We start from the raw sequence: 15,179 nt of genomic DNA, 5'->3' as shown, positions 1-15,179 counted from the left end.
GTCAGTTATACCGCCTTCTTTAATAAATTAATCCCTTCCTGGATCGTATCTTTCGTCATCTGGAAATTAGGAAGAAAAAGTAGGGCAGAGCCTTCTGTATTCATTAACAGGCCTTCTTTCAGGGCTTTGTCTTTAATTTGGGAAGCGTAATCCTCATCATGCAACTCGATTCCAATGGCTGCTCCAAGGATCCTCACCTCCGGCTCCTTTTTAAAATTGACTTCAGAAATGGCCTTTTTGAAGTACTCTGCAATGGCTTCGATGTTACCAAATAACATTTCCCGATTCGTTTTTAGAAAATTAAGTGCAGCAAGGGAAGCATCTACAGCTATGGGATGCCAGCCATAGGAGGAATACAAACCAATTTCTTCTCCCACTTTTTTATCGATCTCGTTAGTTGTGATCACAGCTCCCATTGGAGCATGCCCCGCTGTAATTGCCTTTGCCATGCATAAAATATCGGATTGAATATTAAAATGCTCAGAAGCGAACATTTTTCCAGTGCGGCCAAAACCTGTAATGGCTTCATCCATGATAAGCAGCGTGCCTGTTTTTTTGCAGATCTCACTTAATCCAGCCATAAATTCGGCTTCTGGGATCACTACGCCCAAATTGATGATCACAGGCTCCATGATGATCGCAGCCACATCTTTTCCTGATAAGAGCCTTTCTACTTCTGGTAGTCTGCTTTTATTGAGCGGGAGATCTATTTTCTCGCAACCCTGAAGAAGATTAGGAAACTTTTTATTCTTTTTTGAAGCACCTATGCTTAAGGCGCCTAAGGTATTTCCGTGGTAGCTGCCTTCTACAGAAAGTATTTTACTTCTTCCGGTATTTAAGGTGGCCATTTCCAAAGCTGCCTCTACAGCTTCAGATCCCCCTGTCATTCGGTAGGATTTCTGAAGATTTCCTGGAGCGAGATCGGCCAGGATCTCGGCGAGTTCTGCCCATTTTCCGTAGTAAAAGTTGGGATAGACGTATGCTGGTCTTTGACTTTTTCTAATAGCATCTTCGATCTCCTTTACATTCCAGCCAAGATTGCCCACCCCGGCTCCTCCTAAAAAATCTACATATTTTTTACCATTTGCACCATAGACGTAGCTGCCCTCTGCTTTGACCACTTCAAGGTCCATGGAAGGATTTCCCCGTCCAAAAAATTTTTCATCTCTTTCTTTGTTGTTCATAACGTACTTTCTGCAGAAGATAAAAAATTAAACCTGGAGAGCTTGTTAGAAAAGAGTGAAAAAAAAAGCTCCTGTTTTTCAACAGGAGCTCTTAAATCTCAACTTGTATTACTTATTTCTGCTGCTCTAGCCACTTCCTGGCATTGACAAAGGCTTCGATCCAGGGAGTGATCTCATCGCTTCGGTCTTTAGGATAATGCGCCCAGTTCCACGGGAAAGTAGATCTTTCAAGGTGGGGCATCATTGCCAGGTGACGGCCATCGTCACTTACTATCATGGCGGTGTTGTAATGGGAGCCGTTAGGATTGGAAGGATAGGTCTCATAGCCGTAGGTGCCTATGATGTTGTATCGCTCCAATTCGTATGGGAAACTGAACTTTCCTTCGCCGTGAGCAGCCCAAATTCCAAGTCGTGTTCCCGAAAGAGAATGCATCATGACCGACTTGTTTTCTGCGATCTCCATTGAGGTAAAATTGCACTCGAACTTGTGCGATTCATTGTGCAGCATCCTGGGCTTATCTTCATGGTCTGCATGTAAAAGACCCAGCTCAATGAACAATTGGCAGCCATTACAAACCCCAAGCGAGAGCGTATCTTCTCTTGCAAAAAAGTTGTCTAATGCAGCCTTGGCTTTTTCATTGTACAGAAAAGCACCGGCCCAACCCTTGGCGCTACCAAGAACATCAGAATTTGAAAATCCTCCTACTGCTGCTATGAATTGTATGTCTTCCAGAGTTTCTCTACCCGAAATAAGATCGGTCATATGGACGTCCTTTACATCAAAACCTGCAAGATCCATAGCGTAGGCCATTTCTCTTTCTGAATTTGATCCTTTTTCCCTTATGATCGCTGCCTTGATCTTTGGTTTATTCCCGGTACCAGAGAAACCTGGTAATTTCCCGGTGAATCCTTCAGGAAATTTGAAATGCAGCGGTTGTTTTGAGTAATTTTTAAACCGTTCGGCAGCATTGTCTCTTCCGCTTTGCTTTTGATCCAGCAAAAATGATGTTCTTGACCAGGTATCACGCAGGGCGGGAATATCCAGTTCTAAGTTTTCATCTCCATTTTTGATATGAAGCGTTTTACCTTCAGTCACACGTCCAATCTTAAAGAATTCTATTCCTTTTCCTTCTAAGATTTCCTCAATCGAATCATTCTTGGCCTGAAGGATAATTCCGCAGTTCTCTGAAAAAAGCAGTTTAATCGTATCATTTTCTCCTAGAGCCGAAAGATCAAAACTTGCCGAAAGATCAACATCTGCGAAACACATTTCGAGAAGGCTGGTGATAAGCCCGCCCGAAGCGACGTCATGGCCCGCAAGAATAAGATCTTTTCTTATCAATTTCTGAACTGCATTAAAAGCTGCAGCAAATTGCTGATCATTTTTTATAGTAGGGGCTTGAGCTCCAACTTTATTGTGGATCTGTGCAAAGGAAGAACCCCCAAGTTTAAACTCGTCCTGGGAAAGGTTGAGGTAATAAATGTCACCGCCATTCTTTTGAAGTACCGGCTCCACCACTTTTCGAATGTCATCACAATGTCCTGCTGCCGAAATGATCACTGTTCCCGGAGCAAGCACATTGCCGTCTTCATACCGCTGTTTCATGGAAAGGGAATCTTTCCCAGTAGGAACGTTGATCCCCAGGGCAATAGCAAAATCTGAAACTCCCTGCACAGCCTCATACAGCCTCGCATCTTCTCCGTCATTATTACACGGCCACATCCAGTTAGCCGAAAGCGACACAGATCTTAAGCCTTTTTCAAGAGGTGCCCAAACGATGTTGGTAAGTGCCTCTGCAATTGAATTCCGCGATCCAGCCACTGGATCGATCAAAGCCGAGACAGGGGAGTGGCCAATGGATGTCGCTACTCCTTCCTTGCCTTTAAAATCCAGTGCCATAACCCCGCAGTTGTTAAGAGGCAGCTGTAATGGCCCCGCGGTTTGCTGTTTCGCCACTCTTCCTGTTACGCAGCGGTCAACTTTATTGGTAAGCCAGTCTTTTGAACCTACCGCTTCCAGCTGCAGCACCTGTTCCAGGTATTTATGGAACTGCTTTGGGGAATAGGCAACGTCTGCATAGGTACGGTTCACAGTTCTGTCTTTCATCACCGTTTTTGGAGAACTTCCGAACATATCACCTAGAGCAAGATCCATAGGTTTTGCACCCGATTTTTCACTTTGGAAAGTAAACTTTCTGTCTTCTGTGACCTCACCAACTGCGTAAAGCGGAGTTCTTTCCCGCTCTGCGATCTTCTTCATTTGCTGTAGATCTTCTTCAGAAATAATAAGTCCCATTCTTTCCTGAGATTCATTTCCAATGATCTCCTTGGCGGAAAGTGTAGGGTCGCCAACAGGTAGTTTATCCAAATCAATTTTTCCGCCAGTGTCTTCCACGAGTTCACTTAAGCAGTTTAAATGTCCGCCCGCGCCGTGGTCGTGAATGGAAACAATAGGATTATGTTCTGCTTCCACCATTGCACGAATAGTGTTGGCGGCCCGTTTCTGCATTTCGGGATTTGATCTTTGCACCGCGTTTAATTCTATTCCGCTGCTGAATTCTCCTGTGTCTGCCGAAGATACAGCTGCACCGCCCATTCCTATCCGGTAATTTTCACCTCCAAGAACTACGATCTGATCTCCCTTTTTTGGAGCTCCTTTGATGGCTTGGTCTGCCTTGCCATATCCAATTCCGCCGGCGAGCATGATCACCTTGTCGTAACCCAAAGCTCTTCGATCTTCAGAATGTTCAAAAGTAAGTACCGAACCTGCAATAAGCGGCTGCCCGAATTTATTTCCGAAGTCAGAAGCCCCGTTGGACGCTTTGATAAGAATGTCCATCGGCGTTTGATAGAGCCATGGGCGGGCCGGAAAGGCATCTTCCCAGGGCCTGTTCTTCTCCAGCCTTGAGTAGGAGGTCATATATACGGCCGTTCCAGCGAGAGGCAGTGAGCCTTTACCGCCAGCCAGCCTGTCCCGAATTTCGCCGCCACTTCCTGTTGCAGCACCATTAAATGGCTCTACGGTTGTTGGGAAATTGTGGGTTTCGGCCTTTAAGGAAATAACAGATTCGAAGTCTTTTTTCTGATAATAATCTGGTTTATCAGCCGACTTTGGTGCGAATTGCTCTACCCGTGGTCCCTTTATAAAAGCAACATTGTCTTTATATGCCGAAACTATTTCGTTCGGATTTTCTTCGGAAGTTTTTCTGATGAGTTTGAACAGGGAAAAAGGTTTTTCTTTTCCATCTATTTCAAAGATCCCGTTGAAGATCTTGTGGCGACAGTGTTCTGAATTTACCTGCGAAAACCCAAATACTTCTGAATCTGTCAGCTTTCTTTCAATCCTTTCCGAAAGCTCTTCAAGGTATTTTACTTCCTCATCGTTAAGAGCAAGACCTTCCTTTTCATTGAAAGCGGCAATGTTCTCAACCTCGAGTATGGGTTCGGGTTCAATATTAATTGTGAAAATGTCCTGGTTTAGTCCGTTGTACTTTTGGAGAAGCATAGGATCAAAGCCATCATAATGCTCATCCACCTCAATGAATTCCTCGATTCGCATGATGCCCTCGATTCCCATGTTCTGAGTGATCTCTACGGCATTGGTGCTCCAGGGGGTGATCATGGCGGCACGGGGGCCAACAAAAAAATCTGCCAGGGCAGATTTATCTAAGTGTTGTGCGTTTCCAAAAAGCCAGTTTAATTTGACGATGTTTTCAGCCGAAAGTGTTTTGTGGGTTTGAACCGCGTACACCTTATTTGGCTTGTTTCCGAAGAACAGGATCATTCGTTGTGTTTTAGTGTGTTGCTGTAGGAGACAAATTTACATTTTTTGACAGAACTCCTTTGGCCTCAAACCAAAAAGGAAAGAAAAATATTTCCTTTTAAAAATGACATTTTTGAGACTCTTTTTCTGCGGGCGCTCCTTTGGGCTGAAGCCCGGAGCAATTGGTTTCATAATCCACCGCCTGAAGGCGGAGGGAATTCATGATTTTTTCCTTCGGAAGGGTAGAACGGGTTTTAAGATAACGCGAGAATATTTCCTTTCAAAAATGACATTTTGAGACCCTTTTGCTGCGGACGTTCCTTTGGGCTGAAGCCCGGAGCAATTGGTTTCATAATCCTCTGCCTGAAGGCGGAGGGAATTTATGCTGTTCTCTTCAATAGTGCAGAACGGGTTTTAAGATAACGCGAGAATATTTCCTTTTAAATGACATTTTTGAGACACTTTTTCTACAGACGTTCCTTTGGGCTGAAGCCCGGAGCAATTGGTTTCATAATCCTCCGCCTGAAGGCGGAGGGAATTCATGTTCTCTTCGAAAAAGCAGAACGGGTTTTGAGATAATTTGAGAATATTTCCTTTCAAAAATGACATTTTTCAAACTCTTTTTCTGCGGGCGTTCCTTTGGGCTGAAGCCCGGAGCACTTGGTTTCATAATCCTCCGCCTGAAGGCTGAGGGAATTCATGATTTTTTCCTTCGGAAGGGTAGAACGGGTTCCAAGACAACGCGAGAATATTTCCTTCAAAAATGACATTTTTGAAGCCCGTTTACTGCGGAGGTTCCATTGGGCTGAAGCCCGGAGCAAATGATTTTCAATCCTCCGCCTGAAGGCGGAGGGAATTTATGCTGTTCTCTTTAATAGTGCAGAACGGGTTTTAAAATAACGCGAGAATATTTCCTTTCAAAAATGACACTTTTGAGACTCTTTCGCTGCGGGCGTTCCTTTGGGCTAAAGTCCGGAGCAAATTGGTTTCATAATCCTCCGCCTGAAGGCGGAGGGAATTCATGCTGTTTTCCTTCGGAAGGGTAGAAGGAGATTTTCAGATAACTGGAGAATAATTACTTCCCAAAAATGACATTTTTGGGACCCTTTTTCTGCGGACGTTCAATTGGGCTAAAGCCCGGAGAAATTGGTTTCATAATCCTCCGCCTGAAGGCGGAGGGAATTTATGCTGTTTTCCTTCGGAAGTGCAGCAGGAGATTTCGGGATAACTGGAGAATAATTACTTCTCAAAAATGACATTTTTGAGACTCTTTTGCTGCGGACGTTCCTTTGGGCTGAAGCCCTGAGCAATTGGTTTCATAATCCTCCGCCTGAAGGCGGAGGGAATTTATGATTTTTTCATCGGAAGGGTAGAAGGAGATTTTTAGATAACTGGAGAATAATTACTTCCCAAAAAAGACATTTTTGGGACCCTTTTTCTGCGGAAGTTCAATTGGGCTGAAGCCCGGAGCAAATGATTTTCAATCCTCCGCCTGAAGGCGGAGGGAATTTATGCTGTTTTCCTTCGGAAGGGTAGAACGGGTTTTAAGATAACACGAGAATATTTCCTTTCAAAAATGACATTTTTGAGACCCTTTTTCTACGGACGTTTATTTGGGCTAAAGCCCTGAGCAATTGGTTTCATAATCCTCTGCCTGAAGGCGGAGGGAATTTATGCTGTTTTCCTTCGGAAGGGTAGAACGGGTTTTAAGATAACGCGAGAATATTTCCTTTTAAAAATGACATTTTTGAGACTCTTGCGCTGCGGACGTTCCTTTGGGCTGAAGCCCGGAGCAATTGGTTTCATAATCCTCCGCCTGAAGGCGGAGGGAATTCATGATTTTTTCCTTCGGAAGGGTAGAACGGGTTTTAAGATAACGCGAGAATATTTCCTTTTAAAAATGACATTTTTGAGACTCTTTTTCTGCGGGCGTTCCTTTGGGCTGAAGCCCGGAGAAATTGGTTTCATAATCCTCCGCCTGAAGGCGTAGGGAATTCATGCTGTTTTCTTCAATAGTGCAGAACAAGTTTTGAATCAACTCGAGAATATTTCCATTCAGAAATGACATTTTTGAGACACTTTTTCTGCGGACGTTCCTTTGGGCTAAAGCCCGGAGCAATTGGTTTATAATCCTCCGCCTGAAGGCGGAGGGAATTCATGATTTTTTCCTTCGGAAGGGTAGAACGCGGAGGGAATTTAGCTAAGGTTTTTTTGAGGAGGTGAGGAATATTGAGATTGGATTAAAATGAATTGCCTCCGGATTTATCCGGAGGCAACAGGTGAATCTTGACTGGGGCTTTAGCCCAATCCTTATTTTTTCTTTTCCAGCAGCGCCATGTAAAAACCATCAAATCCGGTTTCGCTCGAAAGGATCTTCTGTTCTTTTGCAAGGCTGAATTCTTTTCCTTCATCTGTTTCCAGGAAATTCTTTACCTGCTCCCCATTTTCTGAAGGTAAGACCGAACAGGTGGCATACACCAGTTTTCCGCCTTCTTTTACCATTTTTGAATACTGTTTCAGGATCTCCTGCTGAGTCTGTTTTATAGTTTCCAAAAATTCTGGCTGCAGTTTCCATTTTGCATCGGGATTTCGGCTTAGAACTCCAAGTCCGCTACAAGGGGCATCGATCAATACCCTGTCGGCACTACTGTAAAGTTTCTTCACTACTTTAGAAGAATCGATCACTCGCGGTTCTATGTTGTGCGCCCCGGCACGGCGGGCACGGCGCTTCAATTCCTTAAGCTTATTTTCGTAAATATCTGTGGCAATTAACTGGCCCTTATTCTCCATAAGTGCAGCCAGATGGAGAGATTTACCACCGGCACCGGCACAGGTGTCAATGACTCTCATTCCAGGTTCTACTTCTAGGAATTCGGCCACTCTTTGAGAGGAGGCATCCTGTACTTCAAAAAAGCCATTTTTGAAGGCTTCTGTTCTAAAGACATTCGCTCTTTCCTTCAACTGAAGAGCATCGGGATAGGTATCTAAAAATTCGGTTTCTATTCCCTCTTTTTGAAGCTCCTGCTGGAGTTTTGTTTTGTTGGTCTTTAAAGTATTGGTTCTTAAGATCACCGGGGCCTGCTGGTTAAGAGCGTGAATCTCTTTTTCCCAGGTCTCCTCTCCAAGTTCCTTTACCCCCAGCTCATCAAGCCAGTCGGGTACAGATTCCCTGTACTTTCTTATCCTGCTCAATTCGTCGAACTTTCCTTTGATACGGCGGGTGGGAGTGGGTTCCAACTGTTTCCAGTCGGGCAATTCAATGCCGCGAAGGGTAGCCCAAACGGCAAACAGACGAAAAAGATTTTCACGGGAATATGGAGCCTTAACTTCAGCAATTTCAGAATAAAGACGCTTCCAACGTACTATGTCATAAGTGGTTTCAGCAATAAAACTACGATCGCGAGCTCCCCAGCGTTTATCGAATTTCAGCGTTTTCTCAATAACCTTATCGGCGTATTCTCCTTCATTAAAGATCTTTCCGAGGGCATCGACGGTTGCAAAAACCAAATTTCTGTGTAAGCGCATATAATTTATTTAAAGCTGCAAAGGTACGGTTTTTAAACTTCCAAAAATTCTATCTTTAAACCCAAATTAGAGAGATGAAACGATTTGCTATTATACTTTGCTGCCTGGTAATGGGCTGTAAATCAGATTCAAAACAAGATAAACAGGAGGCCGAAAGGAACCTGGCTCCAAAGGCAATTTCTACAGTTGAAATAGATATGCTGCTGGAAGACTCCATTAGCATTCGTGCAATAGAGGTGGTTGGTGAAGATGTGGTTTTCGCAGGCTCTAACGGAGCTTACGGAATTTATAATTCGGCTAATGATGAAATGCGGGTCGACAGGCAGCAGTACGATACTGTTTATCCCGAATTCAGGGCCGTAGCAGCGACCTCTAATGACATTTTTCTGCTAAGCGTAGGAAATCCGGCTCTGTTGTACAAGACGGGAAATGACGGACTGGAATTGGTCTATACCGAAGCGCATGAAAAGGTTTTTTATGATGCCATGACCTTCTGGAATGATCAGGAAGGTATTGCCATGGGGGATCCCGTGGAAGATTGTCTTTCTATTATAATCACGCGGGATGGAGGAAAGAGCTGGAAAAAGATCTCCTGTAATGATCTGCCCAAAGCAGCTGAAGGTGAAGCGGCTTTTGCTGCGAGCAATTCTAACATTGCAGTAGAGGGTGACAAGGCCTGGATACTATCTGGTGGTGTGAAATCCAGGATTTTCTTTACGCCAAACAAAGGCAGAAGCTGGGAGGTTTTCAATACTCCGGTGGTACAGGGGAAGAGTACGCAGGGTGGCTACTCACTGGATTTTTACGATGAACAGCAAGGAGTAATTATTGGGGGAGATTATACTGCACCCGTAGAAAACAGTGGTAATAAAGCCCGAACTACAGATGGCGGAAGAACCTGGACCTTAATTGCCGACAACCAGAATCCTGGTTATAAGAGCAGTATCAGGTATTTCCCAAATGGAAATGGAGACAAGATCCTGGCTGTTGGGTTCACAGGGATCAGCTATTCGGCCGATGCGGGAGCGAGCTGGAAACAGATCTCAGATGAGGGATTCTATACGCTGCGATTCGTCAATGATACGGTTGCTTATGCTGCCGGAAAGAACAAGCTGGCAAAACTGTATTTCAAATAGAAGATCCGGCGCATTGCTGCTGCCGGATCCCTACTAACTAACCAACCAAAAACTCAATTTCTATTTGTTTGAAGCCTGGCGTGCCTTATATTCACGCATCATTTTCTCATTAAATTCATCTTCTACCTTTTTGAGCTGCATAATTCTTCGGGCTGTAAAAATTTTTCTAAGATCCTGGAAATATCTCTTTTTCAGAAGATAATCCTCACGTTCTATTTCCACGTATTCCTCGAGTTGTGAGTTTGCTTTATCTTCGGTCATGCACTCAATATTCTCTAATTTGGCTCTTTCCCGACGATAGAGATTTCTTCGCTTATCATCGTATTCGTTGTAAATAGGCCAAAATTGCTGGGCCTCCTTTGGTGTAAGCTTCAAACCTTCAGTAATATAAGCCGTTTTAAGGGCCCGTATTTTTTCACGATGTTCAGATCTGTCCTGTGCAAATAAATTTAAACTCAGAAGCAGGACAAGGAACGTAAAAACATTTTTCATTTTAATCTTCATTAAGTAGGAGTGCCGGCTCTTCAATGTGATCATTCAGATATTCGAGCAGGGCTTCTTTATCAATATTGGGGTTAGCCGAAGCTGTATAATTGTATTCATCAATGGGTGACTCATTGGGATTTTCAAGGTCAAGCGACTCCAAAAGGTAATTTTCGACGGCAACCATGTCCAGATCCTCAAAACCAATCTCCCTGGAGCTGTTGAAAACTACTGAAGCCAGTAAAATTGCCAGGACCGCAGCAATGCTCGCAACATATGAGAGCAGGCGACGGTTAAAGAGAGGAATGACCTTTCCTTTTTCTGAAGCTTCCTGCTCCAGTTTAACGAACACCTTTTTCTCCAGGTCTTCAAAATATGCCGCAGGTACCTTAAACGGATTTTCTACTGCCTCTCCTTTTGAAATGTTGAGACGTGTCATCATACGGGATTCAAAGTCCTGGAAATAATTTTCCGGAACCTTCATTCCTGAATCTGATCTATATGGTAACCCGTTCTTTTTCATTTATTTATTTGACTGGAATTTCTATAATTGGTTTAACCCTGTTTTAAAAATTCTTCAATTTTTTTAGTCGCGTGATGATAAGAAGCTTTCAATGCCCCTTCTGAAGTTCCCAAGATATCTGAAATTTCTTTATATTTCAATTCCTGAAAGTACTTCATGTTAAAAACCTGCTGTTGCTTTTGCGGAAGCCTGGCAATCGCTTTTTGCAGCTTTAGCTGAATTTCATTGCCCTCGAAGTAAACATCATTTTCCAGATTATCTATAATTTGCTGCTGCAGTTCTTCTGAACTTATTTGTAATTTCTTCGATCTATTGTTGAGGAAAGTGATGGCTTCATTGGTGGCAATGCGGTACATCCAGGAAAAAAGCTGGCTCTCACCTTTGAATTTCTCGATATTCCTAAAGATCTTGATAAAGGTATTCTGAAGTACATCATCACTGTCCTCGTGATTTTTCAGAATATTTCTTATTTGCCAGTATAGCCGTTCCTGGTAAAGGTGCAGGAGTTCCCTGAAAGCCTCATTGCGTGAGGCTGGATCCTGTAAAAGCTGCACTAATTTCTCTTCGGAAGGATTCACTACTGGAAATTCATTTTTCAAAGCCGATAAAGATAGCAGGATTTACGGAGAAATTACAAGCCGAAGGAGAAGGTATATTCAGGAGAAATATCGATGAAATACATATTTTTAGGATAAAATGCACAAAAAATTTGGAAATGAAGATTTTTGTAGTATCTTCACATTGTGAAAAAGTTATCTTTTTTGCTCCAAATGTTGGAGATCTTGTCTCCGTTGGCCCCAAAAACGGTGTCAGGATTAGGAAAAATGGGTGAACCTACTTCATCCATTTTTTTCATTTATAAGCAGCCTGTTCCTTTATTAAGATTTTATTTGTAATAAGAAAGGGTTCCAAAAATGACATTTTTGGAACCCTTTGAAATTTGTTCTCTGGATCTTTATTCGAAAGATTGCATTTCCACGAGCTTCTGGTAAGTAGATTTTCTTGCCAGCAATTCCTCGTGTCTCCCTTGCTCTACTATTTGTCCTCTTTGCATCACCACGATCATATCGGCATTTTGAATAGTAGATAGTCTATGGGCAATTACAATTGAGGTTCTGTTCTTCATCATATTCTCAAGTGCTTTCTGCACCAGTCTTTCACTTTCTGTATCAAGGGCAGAAGTGGCTTCGTCAAGGATCATGATCGGCGGATTCTTAAGAACGGCACGGGCAATAGAAAGTCTTTGCTTCTGGCCACCGCTGAGCTTGTTTCCGCTGTCTCCAATATTTGTCTCCAGCCCCAGGGGCAGGTCCTTTACAAATTCCCATGCGTTGGCAATTTTTAAAGCATCAATGATCTCTGCATCTGTAGCACCATCTTTTCCGAGGCCAACATTGTTTCTTATAGTGTCATTGAACAGAATTGAATCCTGAGTCACGAGCCCCATAAGATGACGAAGAGATTTCTTGGTGATCTTCCTTATGTCAATTCCATCAACCAAAATGGCGCCTTCATTGACATCATAAAACCTGGTGACCAGGTTGGCGATTGTCGATTTACCGCTTCCAGATTGACCCACAAGAGCTACAGTTGCCCCTTTAGGGACATCAATACTAAAATTTTTAAGCACATTTTCCTCCTCGTATTTAAAGGAAATATTCTTTATTTCGATCTTTTCCTCAAAATTTTCCTTTTCAATGGCATTGGGAGCATCTACAATAGTACTTTGAGTTTCGAGGATCTGGAATATCCTTTCTGCAGCTGCATCTCCTTTTTTGACACTGTAAGTCGCCTTGCTTATTTGCTTCGCCGGAGTAAGTATATTGTACGCCAGGCCCATAAAAGCAATAAAGGTAGCGCCATCCAGTGTTCCCTGAACCAGAACCATATTTCCGCCAAACCATAGGATAATGACAATCACAAAGATGCCAAGAAATTCGCTGGTAGGAGAGGCAAGGTTTTGCCTGTTGAGAAGACTATCCAGAATTCTCTTTAACCTGTGCGTGGATGCTCCAAATTTCTTACGGAACTTATCTTCAGCATTGAAACCTTTGACAATCTTTAAACTCGAAAGGGTTTCTTCCACTAATGACAGAAAATATCCATTCTCCTCCTGCGCCAGGTTTGACTGACTTTTAAGTTTTTTTCCAATTAGTGAAATGATAAATCCTGATATGGGAAGAAATACGAAAACGAACAGTGTGAGCGTGGGACTCATGATCAACATGAAGGTGATCGTAAAAATAATCGTTAGTGGTTCCTTTACTACCAGTTCGAGGATGGATAAAAAGGAGGTCTGTACTTCATTAACATCGGCAGTTATTCTTGAAATCGTATCTCCTTTCCGCTTTTCAGAAAAATAGGAGACCGGCAGGGCAAGGATCTTATCATAGATCGCATTACGAACATCCCGCAGCACTCCATTTCTCAAAAAGGTAATAAAAAAGGCTGCCAGATATCCGAACAGGTTCTTTAGAAAAAACAGGACCACCACAACTGCACATACAAATAAGAGGGCAGAAACCTCATCTGCATTAATGCGTTGTGTGATCTCATAGTTAAAGGCATCTACAACATAATCCTTTAGGCTGCCAAGACCCATATAGACCGGCTCTTCTGCAACTCTTTTGGTCTTGTCAAAAAGGATCTGGATCACGGGGATCAACGCCAGAAAAGACAGGGTGCTGAAGAGCGCGTAAAAAATGTTACAAATTATGTTGAGGATCGCAAAACGCTTATAAGGAATTGCGAACTGTAAGATCTTCTTAAAATAATTCATTAATGGCGGCTTATGCCAGTTTTAGCTCAGATTTAATTCCTGCAATTTTTTCTGAAAGCTGCTGTTCAACTTCCTTAAAATTCTGCACATCTTCTAATGGAGCATTTACACTGATGTAAAATTTAATTTTTGGTTCTGTTCCGCTGGGCCTGGCAGCTACTTTAGTACCATTTTCAGTGTAATAGATCAAAACATTTGATCCTGGAATGTCTAAAGTTTCAACAGTGGTTTCGGTAAGGCCGTAATGAAATGCTTTGGAGCTTTCATAATCTTCAACAAGAACCACTTTTTCACCTCCAATTTCGGCCAGCGGATTGTCACGCAGGCTTATCATCATGTTCTTAATTTGTTCAGCTCCATCAATGCCTTTTTTGACAAGGGAGACCAGCTCTTCCTTATAAAGACCATATTGTGAGTAGAGTTCAAGCAGTTTGCCATAAAAGGAAATCCCTTTAGCCTTCATTTGTGCTGCAATCTCACAGGCGAGGAGGGTAGAGGTAGTAGCGTCCTTATCACGTACAAAATCTCCCACCATGAAGCCGAAGCTCTCCTCACCGCCGCCAATATAGGCGAGATTTGGATTGTCTTTGATCATTTTAGCGATCCATTTAAAGCCCGTAAGCCCTTCCTGGTACCGCACGCCATAATCTTCGGTCACTACGCGAAGCATGGGTGTAGATACGATAGTGGAGCCAACGAATTCCCGACCCTTTATCTTATCTTGTTTTTTCCACTGTTCCAACAGGAACCATGTCATAACAAGCATGGTTTGGTTACCATTAAGCAGCTCCATCTCACCTTCAGAATTCCGCACCGCAATACCCAGCCTGTCACCATCTGGATCTGTTCCAATTACGATATCTGCACCAACGGCGTCGGCTTTTTCAAGAGCCATTTTTAATGCTGCAGGCTCCTCGGGATTTGGTGATTCAACAGTAGGGAAGTTACCGTCTGGTTGCGCCTGCTCCTCTACAATATGAATATTCTTATATCCTGCAGTCTCGAGAACTCTTGGGTTTAATTTTATGGCAGTGCCATGCAGGGAAGTAAATACGATCTTCAAATTGTCCTTTGCTTCCTGTGGCGTATCAAAACTACCATTTTCTACAGAGGCCTTTATAAATGCCTCATCCACTTTTGTGTCGATAAGTTCAATGAGGTCATCATTGGCTTCAAACTTTACTTCAGCATAATCAAGTGCATTGATCACCTCTACGATCTCCTTGTCCTGGGGTGGTACTAATTGCCCTCCATCCTGCCAGTAGACCTTATAGCCGTTATATTCTGGCGGATTATGACTGGCAGTTAGAACAATTCCGCAGTGACAGTCCAGGTATTTCACAGCGAAAGAAAGTTCGGGTGTAGGACGAAGCTCAGAAAAAAGAAAGACCTTAATGCCGTTAGCAGAAAAAACATTTGCAACCACTCGTGCCAGTTCTTTGCTATTGTTTCGGCAGTCATATGCGATTACAACTCGCAGATCTTCTTCAGGAAATTGCTGCCTGAGGTAATTGGAAAGACCCTGGGTATTTTTCCCCAAAGTATATTTATTGATCCTGTTAGTACCAACTCCCATGATTCCTCTCATTCCGCCAGTACCGAATTCCAGGTCCTTATAAAAGCTCTCCTTTAGTTCATCTGGATCGCTCTCAAGAAGATTTTTCACTTCTGCTTTAGTTGCTTCATCAAAAACTGGATCTAACCAGGATTCTGCTCGTGTTTTTATATCGTAATAGCTCATGCCACAATTTATTTGATCAGCCACAAAAATAAGGATTTCTAAAAA

General features: G+C 43.0%; 10 protein-coding genes. 2 read left to right on the top strand and 8 right to left on the bottom strand.

Annotated elements, in window-relative coordinates:
- Positions 1-5 precede the first annotated feature (5 nt).
- The 3 genes from HC175_RS07650 to HC175_RS07640 all read right to left on the bottom strand — a co-directional run bounded on the left by HC175_RS07650 (position 6) and on the right by HC175_RS07640 (position 8,472).
- The gene (locus HC175_RS07650; RefSeq protein ID WP_168137891.1) at positions 6-1,184 is read right to left on the bottom strand and encodes a class-III pyridoxal-phosphate-dependent aminotransferase; all 1,179 of its coding nucleotides are present in this window, start codon (positions 1,182-1,184) and stop codon (positions 6-8) included.
- Between the two features lie 112 nt (positions 1,185-1,296).
- The gene (purL, locus tag HC175_RS07645; RefSeq protein WP_168137890.1) at positions 1,297-4,968 is read right to left on the bottom strand and encodes a phosphoribosylformylglycinamidine synthase; all 3,672 of its coding nucleotides are present in this window, start codon (positions 4,966-4,968) and stop codon (positions 1,297-1,299) included.
- 2,289 nt (positions 4,969-7,257) lie between these two features.
- Complete coding sequence (locus HC175_RS07640) at positions 7,258-8,472, bottom strand: RsmB/NOP family class I SAM-dependent RNA methyltransferase (RefSeq protein ID WP_168137889.1); 1,215 nt, start codon at positions 8,470-8,472, stop codon at positions 7,258-7,260.
- A 74-nt stretch (positions 8,473-8,546) separates the two neighbouring features.
- Between HC175_RS07640 and HC175_RS07635 the strand changes: the two genes are divergently transcribed.
- Positions 8,547-9,608 carry a WD40/YVTN/BNR-like repeat-containing protein gene (locus HC175_RS07635; RefSeq protein WP_168137888.1) on the top strand — a complete coding sequence of 354 codons (1,062 nt, stop codon included), beginning with the start codon at positions 8,547-8,549 and terminating at the stop codon, positions 9,606-9,608.
- 60 nt (positions 9,609-9,668) lie between these two features.
- Here the strand turns inward: HC175_RS07635 and HC175_RS07630 are convergent, their stop codons facing one another.
- From HC175_RS07630 to HC175_RS07620, 3 genes are read right to left on the bottom strand one after another with little or no spacing between them, the layout of a single operon-like run.
- Positions 9,669-10,100, bottom strand: coding sequence for a hypothetical protein (locus HC175_RS07630; RefSeq protein ID WP_168137887.1), 432 nt, complete (start codon positions 10,098-10,100; stop codon positions 9,669-9,671).
- Position 10,101: 1 nt separating this feature from the next.
- Positions 10,102-10,614, bottom strand: coding sequence for a hypothetical protein (locus HC175_RS07625; protein WP_168137886.1), 513 nt, complete (start codon positions 10,612-10,614; stop codon positions 10,102-10,104).
- A 32-nt stretch (positions 10,615-10,646) separates the two neighbouring features.
- Positions 10,647-11,168: an RNA polymerase sigma factor gene (locus tag HC175_RS07620; RefSeq protein WP_438865918.1), complete on the bottom strand. Its 522-nt coding sequence runs from the start codon at positions 11,166-11,168 to the stop codon at positions 10,647-10,649.
- Here HC175_RS07620 and HC175_RS07615 point away from each other — a divergent pair.
- Positions 11,141-11,446 (top strand): hypothetical protein, encoded by a 306-nt coding sequence (locus HC175_RS07615; RefSeq protein WP_168137556.1) that lies wholly within the window; start codon positions 11,141-11,143, stop codon positions 11,444-11,446. The genes HC175_RS07620 and HC175_RS07615 overlap by 28 nt on opposite strands.
- Positions 11,447-11,569: 123 nt before the next feature.
- Here HC175_RS07615 and HC175_RS07610 read toward each other — a convergent pair whose 3' ends face one another.
- Entirely contained in the window at positions 11,570-13,393 is a 1,824-nt protein-coding gene (locus HC175_RS07610) for an ABC transporter ATP-binding protein (RefSeq protein ID WP_168137885.1), read from the bottom strand.
- Positions 13,394-13,403: 10 nt separating this feature from the next.
- A complete protein-coding gene (locus tag HC175_RS07605; protein WP_168137884.1) occupies positions 13,404-15,134 on the bottom strand; it encodes a phospho-sugar mutase in 1,731 nt (576 codons plus the stop codon).
- Positions 15,135-15,179: the final 45 nt, after the last annotated feature.

Source organism: Salinimicrobium oceani, assembly GCF_012037645.1.
Note: the sequence above shows the minus strand (reverse complement) of the source record. Positions and strands in the feature narration are given on the sequence as shown.